General features: G+C 62.3%; 15 protein-coding genes. 12 read left to right on the forward strand and 3 right to left on the reverse strand.

From position 1 onward, the window contains the following. Positions 1–33: 33 nt before the first annotated feature. The 3 genes from ACYVRZ_RS08030 to ACYVRZ_RS08040 all read right to left on the reverse strand — a co-directional run bounded on the left by ACYVRZ_RS08030 (position 34) and on the right by ACYVRZ_RS08040 (position 3,638). Positions 34–708 carry a Type 1 glutamine amidotransferase-like domain-containing protein gene (locus ACYVRZ_RS08030; protein ID WP_461226106.1) on the reverse strand — a complete coding sequence of 225 codons (675 nt, stop codon included), beginning with the start codon at positions 706–708 and terminating at the stop codon, positions 34–36. A gap of 729 nt (positions 709–1,437) precedes the next feature. Next, complete coding sequence (locus ACYVRZ_RS08035) at positions 1,438–2,883, reverse strand: ABC transporter substrate-binding protein/permease (RefSeq protein ID WP_461226107.1); 1,446 nt, start codon at positions 2,881–2,883, stop codon at positions 1,438–1,440. Positions 2,884–2,972: 89 nt separating this feature from the next. Further along, a complete protein-coding gene (locus tag ACYVRZ_RS08040; RefSeq protein WP_461226108.1) occupies positions 2,973–3,638 on the reverse strand; it encodes an alpha/beta fold hydrolase in 666 nt (221 codons plus the stop codon). A 791-nt stretch (positions 3,639–4,429) separates the two neighbouring features. On the opposite strand from ACYVRZ_RS08040, the gene yycF reads away from it, so the two are divergent. The 12 genes from yycF (at position 4,430) to ACYVRZ_RS08100 (ending at position 20,252) form a co-directional block, all read left to right on the forward strand. Continuing rightward, entirely contained in the window at positions 4,430–5,143 is a 714-nt protein-coding gene (gene yycF, locus ACYVRZ_RS08045; RefSeq protein WP_262315243.1) for a response regulator YycF, read from the forward strand. 39 nt (positions 5,144–5,182) lie between these two features. Then, complete coding sequence (gene walK / locus ACYVRZ_RS08050) at positions 5,183–7,087, forward strand: cell wall metabolism sensor histidine kinase WalK (RefSeq protein WP_461226109.1); 1,905 nt, start codon at positions 5,183–5,185, stop codon at positions 7,085–7,087. Beyond that, a complete protein-coding gene (locus tag ACYVRZ_RS08055) occupies positions 7,077–8,441 on the forward strand; it encodes a YycH family regulatory protein (RefSeq protein ID WP_461226110.1) in 1,365 nt (454 codons plus the stop codon). Before walK ends, ACYVRZ_RS08055 begins: the two co-directional genes overlap by 11 nt. Before the next feature lie 12 nt (positions 8,442–8,453). After that, positions 8,454–9,257 carry a two-component system regulatory protein YycI gene (locus ACYVRZ_RS08060; RefSeq protein ID WP_461226111.1) on the forward strand — a complete coding sequence of 268 codons (804 nt, stop codon included), beginning with the start codon at positions 8,454–8,456 and terminating at the stop codon, positions 9,255–9,257. Positions 9,258–9,877: 620 nt separating this feature from the next. Further along, the gene (locus ACYVRZ_RS08065; protein WP_461226112.1) at positions 9,878–10,693 is read left to right on the forward strand and encodes an MBL fold metallo-hydrolase; all 816 of its coding nucleotides are present in this window, start codon (positions 9,878–9,880) and stop codon (positions 10,691–10,693) included. A 786-nt stretch (positions 10,694–11,479) separates the two neighbouring features. Continuing rightward, positions 11,480–12,892 carry a S1C family serine protease gene (locus tag ACYVRZ_RS08070; RefSeq protein WP_461226113.1) on the forward strand — a complete coding sequence of 471 codons (1,413 nt, stop codon included), beginning with the start codon at positions 11,480–11,482 and terminating at the stop codon, positions 12,890–12,892. Between the two features lie 619 nt (positions 12,893–13,511). Further along, positions 13,512–13,916: an iron-sulfur cluster biosynthesis family protein gene (locus tag ACYVRZ_RS08075; RefSeq protein ID WP_461226114.1), complete on the forward strand. Its 405-nt coding sequence runs from the start codon at positions 13,512–13,514 to the stop codon at positions 13,914–13,916. Between the two features lie 158 nt (positions 13,917–14,074). After that, on the forward strand, positions 14,075–14,491 hold the full coding sequence (locus tag ACYVRZ_RS08080) for an Hsp20 family protein (protein ID WP_461226115.1): 417 nt from the start codon (positions 14,075–14,077) through the stop codon (positions 14,489–14,491). Positions 14,492–14,699: 208 nt separating this feature from the next. After that, entirely contained in the window at positions 14,700–15,128 is a 429-nt protein-coding gene (locus tag ACYVRZ_RS08085) for an Hsp20/alpha crystallin family protein (protein WP_461226139.1), read from the forward strand. A gap of 761 nt (positions 15,129–15,889) precedes the next feature. Next, the gene (locus tag ACYVRZ_RS08090; RefSeq protein WP_461226116.1) at positions 15,890–16,831 is read left to right on the forward strand and encodes a dihydroorotate oxidase; all 942 of its coding nucleotides are present in this window, start codon (positions 15,890–15,892) and stop codon (positions 16,829–16,831) included. Between the two features lie 390 nt (positions 16,832–17,221). After that, positions 17,222–18,409: a DUF998 domain-containing protein gene (locus ACYVRZ_RS08095; RefSeq protein ID WP_461226117.1), complete on the forward strand. Its 1,188-nt coding sequence runs from the start codon at positions 17,222–17,224 to the stop codon at positions 18,407–18,409. A 43-nt stretch (positions 18,410–18,452) separates the two neighbouring features. Next, positions 18,453–20,252 (forward strand): heavy metal translocating P-type ATPase, encoded by a 1,800-nt coding sequence (locus tag ACYVRZ_RS08100; RefSeq protein WP_461226118.1) that lies wholly within the window; start codon positions 18,453–18,455, stop codon positions 20,250–20,252. Positions 20,253–20,448: the final 196 nt, after the last annotated feature.

Consider the following 20,448-nt stretch of genomic DNA (forward strand, 5'->3'; position numbering starts at 1 on the left):
ATCATTCAGGTTAATTATACAATTTTTATTTAATTAAAGCGAGCCCGGCCGCAGCAAGTGCCACTCGCCCTCGGACACCACGGACACCGCGCCGCCGCGAACCTGGATGGCGGTCTGCTCGTCGATGACGTAGCCCGGCCGGCCGAGGGCTTCGACCCAGGCTTGGGCGTTGGTCATATTGTTCTCCTCAAACAAGTTGAGGTGGGGGAAAATCGCCAGGTCCAGCCACCCCAACCCCGCGTCGGTCGGGCCGCTCGGCGGGGCCCAGGTGGTGAAGAACTGCCCGATGTGCGGCGCCACCACCATGCTGCCGGCGGATATGCCGACCCACACCTTGTGAGCCAGAGTCGGCAGCAGGTCGGCCAGCCCGGCCCGGCGCAGGCAGTAGGCGAGATAGACGGCGTCGCCGCCGTCGACCAGCAGCGCGTCGGCTGCCTCAAGCCAGCGCCGCCAGCGCGACGCCGGCAGATCCGGCAGGGCGGTCAGCTCCAGCACCCCGACGCTGTGCCAGCCCAGCCCGACCAAGGGGGCGCCGCTTTGGCCGGCGATGAATCGCCAGACCCCTTGCGGCGAGCTCTCCGGCGTCGCGTAGGCCGCGGTGGGGATGCACAAGGCGTTGGCCGCCTCAATTGGCTTGCCCAAAAGCGCCACCAGGGCGGCGCGTTCGGCGGCGTTTTGAATGCCGCCCGATGTCAGTAAGTAATCCATGGCTTCCTCCGTAGACGCCAACGCGACCGACAGGCGTCGGCCGCGTTGGGTGGTGATGATGTGCTGCTGTCGGATGGCCGCAGGTGCGGCACGAAAGGGTTGGTGTGGCGTATCGCGCAGCTGTGTTTGGCGCTTGCCGATTCCGACTGAAGTGATCAGACAACATTCGCCTTGAGCTGAGCACCTTAGTTTGCCGTGCTGGGTTGGTTTGGTCCAGCGAGGTCGCAAGCGTAGGGTCAGGGGTGGGTCGGGCCGCGAAAGGATTAGCCGACCGCAAGACTCGCGGGTTGGGCGAGGCTTGCGCTTGGCTAGTCCCGGCAAAATTCGAGACAGGTACGAGGCCGTAGGCAACGGCGTGGCTCGAATTTTAGGTTGGAGCCCAACGGGCGGAAACCGGCCGCGCAGCCCGACCCGCCCCTGACCCGGAGCTAACCAGGTTACGCGACCTTACGCCCTGCTAACTACGCCGGCTTACGCCCTGGTTCGTCGGGCTCCAGGTCGCAACGCGGGAACGTCCAGCTAGGGCTGGCACTCGAGGCCAAGCCCGGGCCTCAAGCACCAGCCCTACGCTGCCCGTCCCGCTAAACCCGCGACCTTCCGCCCTGGTTCGTCGGGCTCCAGGGCGCAACGCGGGAACGCATAGCTACGCCGCGTCACTCGGGCCAAGTTCGGGCCCAAGCGCCACGGCTAGGCTATGCGTCTCGCTAACTACGCGACCTTACGCCCTGGTTAGTTGAACCGCCGCTCGACCAAGCCCAAAAGGCGGGTCAGGACGAAGGTCATGGCGAAGTAGATCAGGGCCACGATCATCATCGGGAAGAACGGCTGGAAGGAGGCACCTTGGACGGTGGAGCCCTCGAACATCAGCTCCGTGGCGCCGATGACGGACAGCACGGAGGATTCCTTGATATCGGTGACGAACTCGTTGCCAAGCGCCGGCCAGATGTTTTTGACCGCTTGCGGCAGGATGACCGACTTCAGGGTCTGGCCGTTGGACAGGCCCAGGCTCCGGGCGGCCTCGGTCTGGCCGATCGGCACGGAATTCAGGCCGGAGCGGATGATTTCGGCGACGTAAGCACCGGAGTTGATGCCCATGGCGATGGCGCCGGCCGCGAAGGCGGAGAGGCTGATACCCAGCACCTGGGTCCCGAAGAAGACGATGAAGGCCTGGACCATCAGCGGGGTGCCGCGGATGAACTCGACGTAGACGACGGCAATCGCCTTGAGGATCCAGAGCTTGGAGCGACGCATCAGCGCCAGGAAGGTGCCGATCACGGTGCCGGCGACGACGGTCAACAGCGCGAAGACCAGCGTGTTAACCGCGCCTTTGACGAAAAAGCTCCCGTACTTGGCCCAAAAACCGTCGCTTTGGTTCTGCAGCGTGTAGGCCGCGTCGAGCCACTTGGCCCAAAGCTTCTGCGACTTGACTTTCTTGATGGTCTTGTTGACCTGCGCCGTCAGGGCGGTGTCGCCCTTAGGCAAGGCGACGACGGTCGGGGAGGCGGCGGTGGCGAAGTGCGGATCCACCATCATCAGGCTCTTGTTCTTTTGAACGTAGGCCCCGGCGATGATGCTGGACATGACGCCGGCGTCCAGCTTGTTGTAGGAGACCTGGGCGACCACGTCGTTGGCCTTTTGCAGGCTTTGGATTTTGGCGCCTGGCAGCTGGGCCTTGGCAATCGCCTCTTGGGTGGTCTGCTTTTGGGCCCCGACCTTGGCGCCGGAGAAGTCGGCGACGTTCTTGTACTTGGCCTTGTCGGCTTTGCGGATCACGACGATCTGCTTTTCGTACATGTAAGGTTCGGAGAAGTCGACCTGCTTGGCGCGTTCCGGCGTCTTGCTCATGCCGGAGATGACCATGTCGACCTTGCCCGTCTTGAGGGCCCCGATCAAGGCGTCGAAGCCCATTTCCTTGATCTGCAGCTTCACGCCGGCGTCCTTAGCAATCTGCTTGGCCAAGGACACATCGGCGCCGACGATGGTGTCGTCGCCCTTGACGGTGGCGTGGAACTCCAGCGGCGCGTAGTCGGCAGACAGGCCGACTACTAGGTAACCGCGTGACTTGATGGCGGTCAGGCGGCTGCCGCTCGCCGCCTGGACCTGCTGATTGGATTGGGTGAAGCCGAGCGCAAGCATTGCGATCAGCGGTAACAGCCACTTGAAAAACTTCTTCATACCGAGAACTCCCCTGCGATTGAATTTTTATTGAATATAAACCCAATTAGGGAAATATGCAAGCATTTTGAAAAAAATACAGAAAATATTCACAACGCCAGCGGCTGGAGGAACGGCGCAATCAGGCCGTACAGCGTCGGCCCGTCCTTGATATAGCTGCTGTGCGAGGCGCCGGGAACCGTGATGCCCCGGGCCTGCGGAATCTCCCGGACGATCCGTGCCGTTTCGCTCGGTCGAATGACGTCGTGCTGGCCGGCCATGACCAGCGTCGGTGCCTGAATATTATTCAGCATCTGCCGGGTGATGTGGGGCTGCTCGAGCATCAGCGTCAAAAGCGGGCTGCGGTGCTTCCAGTTCTGGACGCGGGTGGCCCAGTAGGCGGCCCAGCGAACGCCCAGCGGCGTCAGGTTCGCCCCGGCCACAATCAGCCGCCGCACCGCCGCCGGTTCGCTGCTAGCGGCGATCAGCCCGGTGATGCCACCATCGGAGAAGCCGAGCAGAATCACCGGCTCGAGGTGTAGTGCCTGAACGAAGCCCAGCACGTCCTGGGCGAACAGCCGGTAGTCGAGCTTGCCGTTCGAGCTTTGGCCGTGGCCGCGGGTGTCCAGCGCATACACGGTGAAGTGTGGGGCGAGCAGCGGCACCAGCGCGTCGAACAGGGTGTGGTCCTCACCGTTGCCGTGCAAGAGCAGCAGCGGGTGGCCCTGCCCGGCCTTGGTGTAGTGAATTGAGATGGTGCCGACTGTGATATCCATGGCAATGCCTCCGTTCGTCCCCATTGTACGCGTCTGAGGCGGGGATGGAAAAGGGGCGTGAAACACGGGTGAGCTTGGCTGCACTGCATCCTCTGGCGCTGGACTTTGCCCGATTCAGTGATTGTGCTAGCAATCAGCACCGCGCTTTGTTTTGAATGGTGCCAGCGAGGTGATGGAATCCTACCGAGTGGGCACGAAGCGGATGTGCAATGGTGGCCACGATACCTCAAGTGCGTTCCCGGAGCCAGCGCAAAGGCGTCTGGCTACGTCACCCTTCGGGGCAAAGCGCGGCTAGGAAGTATCTGATAAGTCAAGCCTGGCGCTATTGGTGTTGACTGACATAATCGTTGACTTGAACCCTGTGGAGGGCGGAGGACTGGACGTACCACAGCTGGAGGCGTAGGGCCGGGGCGAGCCAGCGTGAAATTGTTGTTAGCCGGCCGCCCTTGCCGGCTTACAGCAAGGGCGGGTCTTGAGACCGGCACGGGCTCAAGGGAGCCCCACGCGTTCCGCCGCCCCGGCCCGGAGCCGGAAGTAGTGGTCCGTCCGGGCCGGAGCCCGGATTTTCAAATACAACTTGGTTTGACCGCCCTGGGTCACGCTCTAAACGGGCTCTGCCGAGCAACGCCAACACGTCCAGCTAAGGCCATCACTCGGGCCAAGGGCAGGCCCAAGCGCCAGCCTTACGCTAGCCGGCTGGCTAACCCCGCTCGGCGACGCCCTCTGTCCACTTTGCCCCCCACGCCCGAAACCGTTATAATAGAGGCAACTATGGATAACGGAGGCCGACAATGGCAAAAAAGATCCTTGTGGTTGACGATGAAAAGCCAATTTCGGACATCGTCAAGTTCAATCTCAACAAAGAAGGCTACGACGTGGTCACCGCTTACGACGGTGAAGAGGCGCTGGCCAAGGTGGAATCGGAGGAACCCGACCTGATTCTGCTGGACTTGATGCTGCCCAAAATCGACGGGCTGGAGGTGGCGCGGCAGGTGCGTAAGGACCGCGACACGCCGATCATCATGCTGACGGCCAAGGACTCGGAGATCGACAAGGTGCTGGGCCTCGAGCTCGGCGCCGACGATTACGTCACCAAGCCGTTCTCCAACCGCGAGCTGGTGGCCCGGGTCAAGGCCAACCTGCGCCGCAGCGGCACCGGCACCCAGGCCGCGCCGGAGGTCGACGACGAGACGCGCGAGCTGACCGTCGGCGACCTGACGATTCACCCGGACTCCTACACGGTGACCAAGCGCGGCGACAAAATCGAGCTGACCCACCGCGAGTTCGAGCTGCTGCACTACCTGGCCCGGCACCTGGGCCAGGTGATGACGCGCGAACACCTGCTGCAGACGGTGTGGGGTTACGACTACTTCGGCGATGTTCGCACCGTCGACGTGACCGTTCGCCGGCTGCGCGAGAAGATCGAGGACAACCCGTCGCACCCCGAGTGGCTGGTCACGCGCCGCGGGGTGGGGTACTACCTGAAGAACCCGGAGCAAGACTAGTGACACCACCGCTTCGGCCCCACTGCTTCGGAGACTAAGATGAACAAGAAGATTCGTTTTTTCCAATCCATTCACTTCAAAATCGCGCTGGTGTTCATCCTGTTACTGCTGGTAACCGTGGAGATCATTGGCGCGTATTTCGTGCGGTCGCTTGAGCAGCAAAACGTCGAGACCTTCAAGACCTCGATCAACATCGACCCGTACCTGCAGGAGAAGCTCGCCACCGACCTGATGAGCACCCGCGTCTCCAGCGCCAACGACAACATGAAAACCACCATCAGTCAGGCCGACGTGGCCAACACGGCGACGGTGGTGGTGGTCGACGACAAGGGGACGGTTCGCGCGACGTCCAACCTGAACGACCAAAGCAGTGTCGGCCAAAAATCGGCGTCCAGCAACATCAAGTCGGTGATCTACAACGGCCAGACCTACGAGGGCTACGGCTACGGCGACAACACCGGGTCGACTTACACCCGCATCATTCCGATTAAGAACCCGAACGCAACCGGCGACGGCAACGCGATCGTCGGGGCCGTGTCGATCACGGCGCCGATGGAGTCGGTGTATGCTAACATCAACAAGATTATCAAGATCTTCCTGATCGCCAGCCTGGTGGCGGGGCTTTTGGGCATTTTCATCTCCATCGTGATCTCCCGGGCGATCACCCGGCCGATCGACGAGATGAAGAAGCAGGCGATTCGCATGGCCCGAGGCGACTACTCCGGCCAGGTTCGCATCTACGGGCAAGACGAGCTGGGCCAGCTGGCCGTCGCCGTCAACAACCTGTCCGTCCGGGTCGAAGAGGCCCAAGAGGCCAGCGAGGCCGAGCGGCGGCGCCTGGATTCGGTGCTGGCTCACATGACCGACGGCGTGATCGCGACCGACCGCCGCGGCAACGTGATCATCATCAACGAGACGGCGCTTGATTTTCTCGCGACCAAGAACGAGGACGTGATCGGCGTCTCGATTCTCAAGCTCTTGAACATCGCCCAAGACTACACGCTGCGCGACCTGCTGGAGAACCAAAAGGAGTTGCTGCTGGACTTTTCCCAGCAGCTGGACCACGAGCTGATTTTGCGCGTCGACTTCAGCCTGATTCAGCGCGAAACGGGCTTCATCTCCGGGCTGGTCGCGGTGCTGCACGACGTCACCGAGCAGCAAAAAAGCGACCGCGAACGCCGTGAGTTCGTCTCGAACGTCTCCCACGAGCTTCGCACCCCGCTGACCTCGATGCGCTCTTACATCGAGGCGCTGAGCGACGGCGCCTGGAAGGACCCGGAGATCGCCCCGCAGTTCTTGAAGGTGACCCAAGAGGAGACGGACCGCATGATCCGCATGATCAACGACCTCTTGAGCCTGTCGCGGCTGGACTCCGGCACGTCCAAAATCGAGCTGGAGTACGTCAATCTCAACGAGTTCTTCAATTACATTCTCGACCGCTTCGACATGATGCTCAAAACCGACAACGAACACGCCAGCGCCGACAACAACCAGCACGTGCTGCCGGTGGCCAACAAGAAGCAGTACGTGATTCGCCGCGAGATCACCCGACGCGACTTGTGGGTCGAAATCGACCAGGACAAGTTCATGCAGGTGATCGACAACATCATGAACAACGCGATCAAGTACTCCCCGGACGGCGGCGTGATCACCGCCCGTCTGCTTGAGACCCACAACCACGTGATTCTGTCCGTGTCCGACCAGGGCCTGGGCATTCCGCGCTCGGACATCAACAAGGTGTTCGACCGCTTCTACCGCGTCGACAAGGCGCGGTCGCGCAAGCAGGGCGGCACCGGGCTTGGCCTGGCGATTTCCAAGGAGGTCGTCGCCGCCTTGGGTGGCCGCATCTGGGTCGACTCGCAGGAAGGCAAGGGCAGCACCTTCTACATCTCGCTGCCGTACTCGCCGATTGCAGACACAGGAGGTGACTGGGATGAAACTTAGCGGCTGGATTCTGCGCGTCAGCCTGATTGCCATGGTCGCCTTGAGCCTCGTGTTCACGTTTTTGATCTGGCAAAACCCGTCGCGGCTGGGCCGAGACGACGCGACCGTGGCGGTCAAGGCGCAAAAAGACCCGAACGTGGCTAAGCAGGCCCGGCGCGTTTTTGCCCCGAACACCGCGTATTACCAGACCAAAACCCAAAAGACGCTGCTGTTCACCCCGGGCGTCGGGGTCACGGACACCTTGCATGCGGCGGTGCGGTCCTGGCGGCTGGGCAAGGTCAAGGCGCCGGTCAAGCTGAGCAGCGCCGATTACGCGACGCTGCTTACCACCGCAGACACCTTGCAGCTGCTGTATGCCGCACCGATGAGCTACCGGCAGTTCGATAACTACTTCTTCTCCGCCGGCGCCAGCGTCAAGAACGCGAACTTCACCTTCGACCGGCTGGTCATCGACCTGTCCGGCGCCTCCAACACGCTGCGTTTCGTCAACGACACGACGCGCAGCGTGGCGGTCGGCAAGCTGACTTCTGCCAACCTGACCCGCGTGGTGAAGGTGGTCAAAAAGGCGGCGGCCACCGGTTTTCCCATCACCGAGGGGCGGCTGGGTAGCCGGCAGGTGGCCCAGTTCACCAAGCCGATCAAGATCACGCCGTACACCTTCTTGCTGGATCAGCAAAGCGCCAACCACTTCGTCTCGCTCTTGATGCCAAGCTCCCAGTCAAGCGCCGTGGATGCCCAGGAAATCAGCAACGAGACGGTGTACAAGCTGGGTACCAACCAGCGACTGACCCTGAACAACGAAACCGAGGCGATGCAGTTCGACGACACCGGCAACCGCACCAGCCAGACCGACCTGACCACCGCGCTGTCCAAGGGCTACGCGGCTTTGGGCAAGCTCTCGTTGCAGGGGCTTTCGACCATCAAGTACTTCGAGTACGACAAGAGCAGCCAAAGCGTCACCTTCCGGCCCTACGCCCAGGGCCTGCCGATTTTCAACACCGACCGCTACGGCGAGGTGACCGTCGCCAACACGCGCCAGCAACTGCAGATGAACTTCTCGATGTACAACCTGATCGTCGCGATTCCCACCAAGCAAAAGGCGGTGACGCTGCCGGCGACCAGCACCGTGTTCGCCCAGCTCAAAGGCGCCGGCTACGACGTCAAGGGGCTTGAAGACATCACGCTGGGCTACTACTGGAAGCCCGAAGACACCGCCAGTCAGGTCGTCGAGCTCGAGCCGACCTACTACGTCAAGATTCACGGCGTCTACAAGCGCTACTCCCAGTGGGTGATGCCGACGGATGAGGCCTACACCACGAACACGCCGCGCAACCCGCTGACAGCTGGTCAGTAAAGGAGGTCAATCATGGATTTTCGCCGCATCGAAATGATTTTTCTGATTGTCTTCATCGGGCTGAACATTTTCCTGGGGATGAGCTTCTTTCAAAGCCAGCAGGTCGACCTCGCGACGGCCAGCTCCGGCACCAGCGAGATCATCGCCGACATTCGCCGCGACCAGATCAAGCTGCCCAAGCTGAGCACCGAGACGCCGACGGGGGGCTACCTGTCGAGCCTGAACGCCGAGTCCGGCACCTGGTCGGACAGCAAGCTCGAGGGCCAATACGCACGGTTCACCAAGAAAAACGGTGAGACGCTGGTCAGCACCCTCGATACGCCGGTTGATGCCAAGGGCGACAAGGCCGTTGACGTCCTCAAGAAGTGGGTGCAAAACCCGCGGCACGTGGTCGCCGGCGACCAGTACGTCTACGCGCCGGGGCTGTCGACCAAGGACCGCTTCGTGTTCGCCCAAAAAGTCGGCGGCCACGTGATCTACGACGCGCTGGCCCGGCTGACTTTGACCGTCGCCGATGGCCAGCTGACCGGTTACACGCAGACCAAGCTGCGCCACCTCACCGCGCTGCGCAGCAACATGGCGCTGTGCTCCGCCCAAGACGCCGTGATCACGCTGTACCGCGGCAACGAAATCGCCAACAGCGCCACGGTGCGGTGGACCAAGCTCGCCTACACCTACCTGCTGGACGCCAAGGGCGCGACCGTCTACGTCCCGGCCTGGTTCGTCGGCGTCGAAAGCTCCGGCTCCAAGAACGTCACGGTCAAGAAGGTCAACGCGATCAACAAGACCGTCCTCAAGGCGGGGTCGGACGACTAACGGCCACGTTGGCGGAGCCACCTGGCCTCGGGCGGGTCGAGCTGTGCGGCCGCGGCCAGGTGGCCCGGGCTGCGCTTCGGGACAGCGGCCTCCGCTGTGCGGCCGGTTTCCGCCCAAACGGGTTCCAATCGGCAACGCCGGTGCGTTCAGCTTGAACCGGGGCTCGCCGCCAAGATCGCGCCAAGTCCCGGTCCTGCGCTGGCCGACCGGCTGCTCCTTTCACTGCGGTGGCCTGTTGATTCGACGTTTTCAAAAGTGTTGCGTTTCTGAGTCAGCGCTGGAGGGACGCGAGGCGGGTCGGGCCGTGAAAGGATTAGCCGTCCGGATGCCCCGCGGGTTATGCGTGGCATTCGCACGGCTAGTCCCGGCAGATTTGGAGACGGGGTAGCCGCAACGCGGCTCCGGCTCCAAATCTAGGTTGGAGCCCAACGCGCGGAAACCGGCCGCACAGCCCGACCCGCCTCGGGGCCCGGAAGCAGCCAGCACTCGAGGCCTGGAGGCAGCCGCGACGCTCACGCACCGGTCGCCCTGCAGGCGGCCGGCGAGTCTGCTACAATAGATGGATAAGCCAGGCGGCGGCCGGGAACTCCGGCGCCGCCTTTTTGAAAGGAAGCAGGAACATGTCGGAAGATTTTGGGATGCGCGTGTCTGTGCTGGCGTCTAGCAGCTCCGGCAACGCGACGTACATCGAGACGCCGCGCCACAAGGTGCTGGTGGATGCGGGACTGTCGGGCAAAAAGCTGCGGGAGCTGATGGCAAGCATCGGCCGCGACCTCAAGGATGTCGACAGCCTGTTCATCACCCACGAACACGCCGATCACTGCCGCGGGGTCGGGGTTTTGGCCCGGCGCTACCCCAACCTCACCGTTTACGCCAACGCAGGCACCTTCGCCGCGTTGCCGGCCGGCCTGGGCAAGCTACCCGAAGACCAGCTCAAGTTGATGGCGCCGAACACCACGCTGTCGTTGGACGACCTGGACGTCGAAAGCTTCGCCGTGTCGCACGACGCCGCGGAGCCGCAGTTCTACCAGTTCCAACACGACAGCAAGCGCTTCGCTATTTTGACCGACACGGGTTACGTCTCCGACCGCATCGAAGGCACGATTCGAGACGCCGACGCCTACGTGATGGAGTGCAACCACGACCTTGAGATGCTGCGGATGGGGCCGTACCCTTGGGCGCTGAAGCAGCGCATCCTGAGCGACGTCGGCCACCTGAGCAACACCGATGGCGCCGACGCGATCATGGACGTGCTGGGGCTTCACACCAAACGCGTCTACCTCGGCCACCTGTCGCCGCACAACAACGTCAAGGCGCTGGCTCACCTGACCGTCGCCAACATCCTCAAGGAGGAGGGCCTGGGCGTCGGCCACGACTTCGACATCTACGACACCGACCCGGCGATCGCCGACCCGCTGTTCACGGTCGGCGCATAGGTCTAGCAGGCGGCAGCCCGGCATTGGGCTGCCGCTTTGTGCTGAAAAATTATCAACCCAAGGCCGACACGGCGGGGGTTTTTTAGGAAAAATTGCGCGGCGCGACTCAAAAGTTGACGGCCAATTGGTCTGGTGTTAAGCTACACTCGAATGATTATTCTTGCACGGGGAGGCAGCAAAAGGCCACAGCTGCTTTGTTATCCACCGCGCGGGGCACGTCCTGCGGCTCGCACCGCAGCCCCCACCCATGACAAGCCGCAGTGTATTGCCACACGGCTTTTAGCTCGAGAGTTTTAGTGCAACCCCGGAATCAAACGAGGGGAAACCAGGGACCCGGATTCGCACCACCCCACCGGCTGCAGGCCGGCCACCGCCACTCCCAGACGAGTTAGCCGCGCGGATGACCGGAACCGTTGGACGCAATGGCACCACCAGGGTAAGCAGAAGCCAGCAACGTAACCAAATACGCCAAGGCCACCGGATTCACTGAGTTCGGTGGCTTCGGCGCGGCCGCCGCAACGAGTCGGGTTGCGGCGTTTTTTTTGCGCCGGCGACGGGCAAATTCCTTGCGCGAAACCGGGCCGCCTGCCACACTGAGGGTAGGAAGGAGGCGGTGTACGATCGGTGCAAGCGTTCTATTCCCCGGATGCGGCGGCGGTGACCCATCGCCACGGTTTGGTCCACCGCGAATCACCGTAAAATCCGGAGTTATTCATAGTTTCGTCATAACCTCTCGGTACTATAGATAATGTATTAAGACATCGCTATCAAAAAGGAGCGGTTAAAATGGATAACAATAATCAAAACTTCGGGCAGCCAACTCAGGCCCCACAGACGCCACGGCCGAAGAAGCAAGGCGGGGTGGCACGGCTCGCTGTCGTTGCTGCGGTTGCCGCCTTGGTCGGTGGCGGCGTCGGCGGTGGCGTGGCCTACTGGTACGCCGCCAACAACACCACAAGTCAAAGCCTCGGGGTGGTCAGCACCACCCAAAAGGCCGGCACCACGCAGGTCTCTAACGTTTCGGTCAACGAGAGCTCGGCCTCGCAGACCGCTTTTGCCAAGGTGAAAAAGGCGGTGGTCTCCGTCATCAACCTGCAAAAGGCGCAAAGCACCAGCTCGGGCCTGGATTCCTTCGGTGATCTGTTCGGCTACGGCTCGGATTCAAGCGACGGCACCGATGCCAACTCCGGGGCCAGCCAGTCCACGGACAGCTCCGATTCCAGCTCCAGCGACTCCAGCTCGAGCTCAGGTAGCCTGGAGGAGTACAGTGAAGGCTCCGGCGTGATTTACCAGAAAAAGGACGGTAAGGCCTACATCGTGACCAACAACCACGTGGTCGCCGATTCGGACGCCTTGGAGGTCATCTTGAGCGACGGCACCAAGCTGACGGCCAAGCTGGTCGGCACGGATTCCGAGACCGACCTCGCCGTTTTGTCCATCAGCGCCGATAAGGTCTCCACGGTCGCAAGCTTCGGCGACTCCAGCAAGATTGCCGCCGGCCAGACGGTGCTGGCCATCGGCTCGCCGCTGGGCTCCCAGTACGCTACCAGTGTGACCCAAGGCATCATCTCGGCCACCAGTCGCACGGTTGACGTGACCGACGAGGACACCGGCACTACCACCGGCCAGGCGACGGTCATCCAAACCGATGCCGCCATCAACTCCGGGAACTCCGGTGGTCCGCTGATCAATCTGTCCGGTCAGGTCATCGGCATCAACTCGATGAAGCTGTCCAGCAGCGCCAGCGACTCGTCGACCGCGACGATCGAAGGCATGGGCTTCGCGATTCCAAGCGACGAGGTCGTGTCGATCATCAACCAGCTGGTCGCCAACGGCAAGGTCGTTCGCCCGGCCCTGGGCGTGACCGTCCGTGACCTGTCCAGCGTCTCCTCCGAGCAGCAGTCCTCGATCCTGAAGATTCCAAGTTCCGTCACCGGCGGCGTCGTGGTGGCCGGCTTCACCAACACCTCGATTGCCCAAAAGGCCGGCATCAAGCAGTACGACGTGATCACGGCCATCGGTGACACCAAGGTCACCAGCATCGCCGAGCTGCACACTGCGCTGTACAAGTACGCGATCGGTGACACGGTCAAGATCACCTTCTATCACCAAAGCACCAAGAAGACCGTCAGCCTGAAGCTGTCGCAGACCACAGACCAGCTGTCGACTTCCTCAAGCTCGAGCAGCTCCAACCAGTAAACACGAAGACCCGCGGCGACGCGGGTCTTTTTGTGCGGTCAAGGCGGCAGCCGGCGGTGGGGTCGGCACGTAGCGAACGGCCTGGCAAGTCGCGGCCACCGGCCCGAAGGCGACCCACATGTTGGCCGCAGTTTGGCCACGAATGTTCGGCCCGGCTTGTCAAGTGTGGATAGTAAAAGGGGACAAGTCACCGCCAACCTGTGGATAAGTCTGTGGATTGTGTTTATAACTAGGCTGAGCGGGTGGGGGTAACTTTGTCCCCAAGTTGTTCACAACCTGTGGAAAAGTTTTTTGAGGCGGTGACCAAACGTCTGTACGGGCCGCCACGCCGGGCTTTCAACCGGTTACGCCGAGGCGGCGGCACAAGTGGCCACTGTGGATAACTGGGTTGCGAAAATAAACCCCTTGATTTTTCCCGTCACGAAATCTGGTGTCAAACCAGCGCCTGGTCACAAGTTATTGGGGGTCGGCCGCGGCGCATGTGGATAAATCCTGGGGATAGCCTGTGCAAGCCTGGGGAAAGTCGGCCGGTCGTGATCGGTTTGGTTGACTTTTGGCGGCCAAAGCCATACGATAGACATATAAGATTTTGCACAACTTAAAAATGGAGGGACATGCGATGCAAATCACGATTAAGCCAGATGCAAAGACCTACCTGGACGGCAAGCTCACGGCCGGTGACCGCCTGTTTTTGGCGCTGGACGACGGCAGCAGCAAGTTTTCCAAGCTCGGCGGCTCCTGTGCCATCGGCAACAAGTTCCAGCTGGTGATTGCTGAGGCGGCCGACCCGGACTACACCGTCGCGATCGACAACGACGCCGGCTACCAGCTGACCACCGCCGTGCCGGAGACCATGTACCTCGGTGACGGCCTGATCCTCGACTACCAGCTGGGGACGCTGGCGCTGCGCGACAACAGCGGCATCCTCGACGGCGCCGTGACCATCGGCCGCGCTGCCCCGCTGAGCGACGAGGAAGTTGCCCGTCGCGCCGAAATGGCCAGCATCGGCGACAAGATCTGCTAATCTGCCTGACCGCTACGCCGCGAAGCCCTCGCGGCGTTTTTATTTCAGAAAGCTTTAGCACTCTCTTGACACGAGTGCTAATTCGCACTAACATGGGTTATGTAAACAAGAGGTGGGGCGTTGCGAGGCGCCGCACGGAATGAAAGGGAGAATTCATGATGGCAAATGACGTATTGATGACTAATGATTGGCTGGCGGATCCGTTCTTCGACGCGTTGGGCCGGCGCTTCTTCGGCGGGGTCCTGCCATCGACCGGTGACGCCGGGCTGCCGACGGACATCACCGAGTCGGCCGACGCCTATGTGCTCAAGATCAACGTGCCGGGCCGCGACAAGCAAGACATCTGGCTGAACTACCAAGATAACGTGTTGACCGTCGGCGCCAAGGCGACCGCAGACAGTACTGAAGGCGCGGTGCTGCGCGAACGCAAAACGGACCGCGTTAGCCGCGGCTTCCGCATCCCCAACGTCGCGGCCCAAGACATCATCGCGACGCTTAGCGAAGGCGTTTTGACCGTGACGCTGCCGAAGCTCACCGGCCAATCCGCCGGCGATCACCACATCGACATTCAGTAGGGCCGAGGCGGCGCCGTAGCGGATGGCCGGTGCGACCTGCAGACACATGCAGGCCAGGCGCTGCTGCCGATTTCGCAAGCCGCAAAGTTGCGGCGGCCGCGGCCGTGTTGTTAGCATGAATTTGGCGATAAGGCCAAGCTGTTTTGTCGGAAAAAGGTTTGGGTGGGGCGACAGACGTCCCGCCGGTTTGGAAAGGAAGGAATTTATGATGGCTAATGATTTGATGAATCGCAATGACTGGATGGCGGATCCGTTCTTTGACATGGGGCGGCGCTTCTTTGATAACTTCGTGCCAACCGAAACCAGCAAGGTGCTCAAGACCGACATCAAGGAGAACGACAAGTCCTACGTGGCCAAGGTTGACGTGCCGGGCATCGAGAAGAACGACATCAAGCTGAACTACCAAGACAATATCCTGTCGATCAGCGTGAAAAAGGATGACTTCAACGATCACGAGGACAAGAAGGGCAACGTCTTGATGAGCGAACGCAGCTACGGCGCGATGAGCCGCAGCTACCGCCTGCCGAACGTCGACGAGGCCAACATCGCGGCCAAGTACGCGGATGGCGTCTTGACCATCACCCTGCCAAAGCTGACGGAAACCCCAAAGAACCCGCACACGATTGAGATTAATTAGAGAGGGCGGAGCGGCGCGAATTTAGCGGGTCGGCTAGCCTAGCGCTGGCGTTGGGGCGGGTTATGCCCCGGCGGCGGTGCGTAGCTAGCCGCACCCGCGTTGCGACACGGAACCCGTTTAGAGAGCGTGGAACCAAGCGCCTTTAGCGGGACGGGTGGCCTAGGTAGTATCTGAAAACCCGGGCTCCGGCCCGGACGGACCACTACTTCCGGCTCCGGGCCGGGGCGGCGGAACGCGTGGGGCTCTCTTGAGCCCGTTCCGGTCTCAAGACCCGCCCTTGCTGTAAGCCGGCAAGGACGGCTGGTTAACAGCAATTTCACGCTGGCTCGCCCTGGCCCTGCGCCTCCAGCAAGCGGTACGTCCGAGCCTCCACCCTACCTAGTGGCATTTGAGGCAAATCCGGACTGCCTTTAGTTTCAGGTACTACCTTGCGCCGGCGCTTGGAGCGTGGTCTATTCCCGAGTGGGGTGCTTAACTCTAGCCGCTTCCGGCGTCGTGCATGGCTCCGAGCGTGAGCCTCACCAGAGGCACCTTGACCGACTGGTTCCCACCGTGGAGCCCGATCCGGACTCCCGGCGGCACCTCCGCCGCTCACTCCGCTTCTTGTCTTCTCAGCTGCCGCTGTGGAAAGGCCGAACCCAATCTGGGCTCGGCCTTTTTTTGTTCGCATTTTTTGCGATTTTCCCGCGAAAACGGGTGCAAGCCGGCGCTAGAACGTGTACGATAGGCAGGATAAGTCAGCCCAAAAGGAGATCGATGAAATGTCTACACTTGCTACGACCATCGCCGGCCGCCGGTTCAGCACCTGTTTGATGAACGCCGCGGGGATCCGCTGCCAGTCTGCGCGTGACCTCGACGCGCTGGTGGCCTCCGCCGCCGGCACCTATGTGACCAAAAGCGCAACGCCGAACAAGCGGCCGGGCAACCCCGAGCCGCGCATGACCACCTTGCCGCACGGTAGCTTCAACTCGATGGGGCTGCCGAACAACGGCCTGGCCTACTACCTGGATTACGTGCTGGCCGATCAGGTCAAGCGGCCGACCGCCACCCAGTTCCTGTCGATCGCCGGCACCAGCCTGGAGGACAACCTGGCGATGCTGCACGAGATTCAAGACTCCGAGTACCGCGGCTTCGTCGAGCTGAACCTCTCTTGCCCCAACGTGCCGGGGCATCCGCAAACCGGCTACGACTTCGAGCAGACGGCCAAAACGCTGGACGCCGTGTTCGCGTTTTACACCAAGCCGCTGGGCGTCAAGCTGCCGCCGTACTTCGACCTGGCCCATTTTGATGCGATCGCCGCGGTGCTGAATCAGTACCCGCTGACCTTCGTCACCACCATCAACAGCGTCGGCAACGGCCTGGTGGTCAACGCGGAAACCGAAACCGTCGCGATTCGGCCCAAGGGCGGGTTCGGCGGCATCGGCGGCGCCAGCGTCAAGCCAACGGCCCTGGCCAACGTCCGGGCCTTGTCGCAGCGCCTGAAGCCCGAGATCGCGGTGGTCGGCGTCGGCGGCATCCTGAACGGCCGCGACGCCTTCGAGCACATTTTGTGCGGTGCCTCGATGCTTCAGATCGGCACCCAGTTCGGCTACGAAGGCACCGCGGTGTTCAAGCGCGTCGCCCAAGAGCTCGATTCCATCATGGCGTTGAAGGGCTACAACTCAATTGCCGACTTCCGCGGCAAGCTCAAAACGCTGGACTAGGGCGAATCTAGAAACCTGAACGCCGGCGCTTCCTGATAACGGCTGCCGGTGAGCGGCCGCAACGGCAGTCAACACACACACAAACAGCACCCGGGTCGCGCGGCCCGGGTGCTGTTTGCGGTCGGCGTGTTGCGGCTCGCGGTCGGGACCGTGCTCGACCGACCACGCCGCCTGGCCACCCCCTGTCGACCGACGGCTCTGCCGCCCGATACCACCGCCCGACCGCTCACACCGCCCGGGCGACCGCGCCGCCCGGCTCCCGGCGGCGCCGCCCCGCGACCCGATCTTGTCCTGGCTAACCCCGCGACCCGATTTTGGGACGGTGCCGCCGCCCGGCCGAATACGTTATAATGTGAGCAAGAGAGGTTTATCTCGGGAGTGGAGGAGCTTATGCAAGATAAAGTAACGCGGCAGACCGTGCGGCTGCCGGCCGTGGTGTGTCAGCAGCTGGGCGTTGACGCCGGCACGGAGATGCAGCTGGTGGTGGACAACAACCAAGTGGTGATTCGCCCCGTGGCGGCCGAGCGGCTGCGCAGCCGCGGCCTGTTTCTGGTGTGGCCGCTGATCGTGTCGGCGGTGGTGACGCTTGGGGTCTACCTGTACTGGCTCAGCCAGGGCTACCCGGTGCTGTGGCTGACCGGCGGCGACTACTCGATCGCCAGCTTCGTGATCGGTTGCGGGTTGGTGTCCGGGACGCTGTTGTTCGCCGGCTTCTTCATTAAAAACCGCAAGGACAGCAAGGACCGCCTGGCGCCAAGGCTCTACTGGCGCAACCTGCCGGCGGTGCTGGTGGCCTTTGTCGTCATCTTGGGTGAGTCGTTGGTCGGGCTGTTTTGGGTGTTTGGCCAGATGTTTCCCGGCGCGTCGTTCGACCGCATCACCGCGGCCCTGGTGTTCATGGTGTTTTTGACCATCGCCAACGCGTTCATGGTGGCGGCGGCTTTGACCATCGACGCCCGGGCACTGACGATGCTGTTGACCGTGGTGATCATCGCCGGGGTCGTGATCTCGATGGCGGCCAACGGACAACGCCAGTGGTGGCAGTACAACCTGAGCTTTTTGGGCACGACCATGGCCAGCAACGCCTGGCAGTTCAACCTGACGCTTTTGATGTCGGCGCTTTTGATGATTGCCTTGATCGACTACCTGTTCGTGCTGTTGCATGCCAAGTACCCGCACAACTGGCGGCTGACGGCGCTGCGGGTGATTTTGACGCTGATCGCCGTCGACCTCGGGCTGGTCGGGGTGTTTCCCAACGACGCGGCCTGGCACCTGCTGCACGACGAGGTGGCGGGGATGCTGGTGACGATGATCACGATTTTGATCGTCGGGCTGCGCTGGCTTTTGCCCGGGGTGACCCGCGAGTTCCTGTGGGGCTCTTACGCCGCCGGGGCGATTCTGATGGCGCTGAACCTGGGCTTTCGCATTTTTCGCTGGCCGTCTTTGACCGCGTTTGAGATTCAGGGGTTTGCCATCGGCTTCGGCTGGCTGCTGCTGCTGTTCAACCGCATTCGGACGCTCGCGGCGGCGGGGACCGTCGCGTGGCCGGTGACAATCGAGCTGGACAAGCTAGATTAGAACCATTATAATTAAGGAAAAGGATTAGTGGGAGGCTAATGGGATGAGAAATTATCGACGGCTTTGGGCAGTACTTGCGGTGAGTGTGGTGGCGGTGCTCTGTGAATTTGCGCTGCACCAGCCGCTGTGGGCACAGGGCATCATCACGATTCTGGGCTCGCTGATCGCGCTGTTGATGTTTATCGACATGGTCAAGACGCTGGCCTCCGGGTCGTTCGGCGTCGACCTGCTGGCGATCACCGCGGTGGTCGCGACGCTGGCCGTCGGCGAGTACTGGGCGTCCATGATCGTGCTGTTGATGCTGACCGGCGGGGATGCGCTGGAGGATTTTGCCGCCAAAAAGGCCAACGCCGACCTCAAGTCCCTGCTGGATAACACCCCGACCACGGCGCATCGCCAGGTCGGCGACCACCTGCAAGACGTCGACGTCGACGTCGTGGCGGTCGGCGACGTGATCGTCGTGCGGCCCGGCGAGCTGGTGCCGGTCGACGGCATCGTGGCCGATGGCGACAGCCTGGTGTCCGAGGCCAGCCTGACCGGTGAGGCCAAGCCGGTGGGCAAAACGACCGGTGACACGCTGCTGTCCGGGACCGTCAACGGCGACGGGGCGCTGACCGTCACCGTCACCCACACCGCCGCGGATAGCCAGTACCAAAGCATCATCAAGCTGGTCAAGGAATCCGAGGCGCGGCCGGCCCATTTTGTTCGCATGGCCGATCGCTACGCCGTGCCGTTCACGCTGCTCGCCTACGTCATCGCCGGCGTCGCCTGGGCGATCTCCGGTGACCCGGTGCGGCTGGCCGAGGTGCTGGTCGTCGCCTCGCCTTGCCCCTTGATCCTCGCGGCGCCGGTCGCGTTGGTGTCCGGCATGAGCCGCACCAGCCGCGCCGGCATCATCGTGAAGTCCGGCACGGCCATTGAAAAGCTGGCCCAGGCCAAAACCGTCGCCTTCGACAAAACGGGCACGATCACCCAAGGCGTTCTGGCCGTCGCAGACGTGACGCCGGCCGCCGGCTTTGACGCCGCCACCGTCTTGAACCTCGCGGCCTCGGCCGAGCAGCAGTCCGGCCACATTCTGGCGCGGTCTTTGGTCGAGAAGGTCGGCGCCAAGAACCTGCAGCCGGCCACCGACGTCTCCGAGGCCACCGCGGCCGGCGTCACCGCCACCGTCGCCGGCCAAAAGGTGCTGGCAGGCAAGGCCAGCTTCGCCAACGCGCCGCAGACCGTCGCCGACACCGCCGTCTACGTCAGCGTCGACGGCCAATACGCCGGCGTCATCACCTTCTCCGACCGCACCCGCCCCGAGGCGCGTCGCACCATCGCGGCGCTGCACGACCTCGGTGTCGCCGACACCATGATGATCTCCGGCGACAGCCAGGCCGTGGCCGATGAAGTCGCGGCCGAAGTCGGCATCGACCAGGTTCACGCCGAGCAGCTGCCGGCCGGCAAAATCGCCGTCCTGGACGGCCTGGGCAAAACCGAGCGGCCGGTGATCATGGTCGGCGACGGCGTCAACGACGCGCCGTCTCTGGCGGTCGCCGACGTCGGCATCGCGATGGGGGCCCACGGCGCCACCGCGGCCTCGGAAAGCGCCGACGCCGTGGTCCTGCGCGACGACCTGACTAAGGTCGCAAGCGCCGTGTTGATCAGCCAAGACACCATGCGCATCGCCCGGGAAGCCGTCTGGATCGGCATCAGCATCTGCACGGGCCTGATGCTGATCGCGGCCTTCGGCGTGATCCCCGCCATCATCGGCGCGATGTTCCAGGAAGTCGTCGACACCGTCACCATCCTCTACGCCCTTCGCGCCCGGACCGGGCGGCGGAGCGAGGTGGTGGGGTAAGGCGGCGCCGGCGGTTGGTATCGGTTCTGACTACTAGCTATTGTGTCTGACAAGCACCGTACCAGATGCCCCTCCTGCATAGGAAAATACAGGAGGGGCATCTTTGTGTCTGGATGCTAATCCAGTTATTGGTGGTGTGAAAATCTGCTCTTTTGCAGCGTATGAGAATCAGTTGCTTTTCCAGACCAAAAAAATG

It is taken from the genome of Lacticaseibacillus suihuaensis, assembly GCF_054785075.1.

Excerpts from the sequence above, each read along its gene's own strand:
- ACYVRZ_RS08100 (WP_461226118.1), top strand. The coding sequence starts at position 18,453 with ATGAGAAATTATCGACGGCTTTGGGCAGTACTTGCGGTGAGTGTGGTG.
- ACYVRZ_RS08065 (WP_461226112.1), top strand. The coding sequence starts at position 9,878 with ATGTCGGAAGATTTTGGGATGCGCGTGTCTGTGCTGGCGTCTAGCAGC.
- ACYVRZ_RS08030 (WP_461226106.1), bottom strand. The coding sequence starts at position 708 with ATGGATTACTTACTGACATCGGGCGGCATTCAAAACGCCGCCGAACGC.
- ACYVRZ_RS08040 (WP_461226108.1), bottom strand. The coding sequence starts at position 3,638 with ATGGATATCACAGTCGGCACCATCTCAATTCACTACACCAAGGCCGGG.
- ACYVRZ_RS08080 (WP_461226115.1), top strand. The coding sequence starts at position 14,075 with ATGGCAAATGACGTATTGATGACTAATGATTGGCTGGCGGATCCGTTC.
- ACYVRZ_RS08090 (WP_461226116.1), top strand. The coding sequence starts at position 15,890 with ATGTCTACACTTGCTACGACCATCGCCGGCCGCCGGTTCAGCACCTGT.
- ACYVRZ_RS08075 (WP_461226114.1), top strand. The coding sequence starts at position 13,512 with ATGCAAATCACGATTAAGCCAGATGCAAAGACCTACCTGGACGGCAAG.
- walK (WP_461226109.1), top strand. The coding sequence starts at position 5,183 with ATGAACAAGAAGATTCGTTTTTTCCAATCCATTCACTTCAAAATCGCG.
- ACYVRZ_RS08060 (WP_461226111.1), top strand. The coding sequence starts at position 8,454 with ATGGATTTTCGCCGCATCGAAATGATTTTTCTGATTGTCTTCATCGGG.
- ACYVRZ_RS08070 (WP_461226113.1), top strand. The coding sequence starts at position 11,480 with ATGGATAACAATAATCAAAACTTCGGGCAGCCAACTCAGGCCCCACAG.
- ACYVRZ_RS08095 (WP_461226117.1), top strand. The coding sequence starts at position 17,222 with ATGCAAGATAAAGTAACGCGGCAGACCGTGCGGCTGCCGGCCGTGGTG.
- yycF (WP_262315243.1), top strand. The coding sequence starts at position 4,430 with ATGGCAAAAAAGATCCTTGTGGTTGACGATGAAAAGCCAATTTCGGAC.
- ACYVRZ_RS08035 (WP_461226107.1), bottom strand. The coding sequence starts at position 2,883 with ATGAAGAAGTTTTTCAAGTGGCTGTTACCGCTGATCGCAATGCTTGCG.
- ACYVRZ_RS08085 (WP_461226139.1), top strand. The coding sequence starts at position 14,700 with ATGGCTAATGATTTGATGAATCGCAATGACTGGATGGCGGATCCGTTC.
- ACYVRZ_RS08055 (WP_461226110.1), top strand. The coding sequence starts at position 7,077 with ATGAAACTTAGCGGCTGGATTCTGCGCGTCAGCCTGATTGCCATGGTC.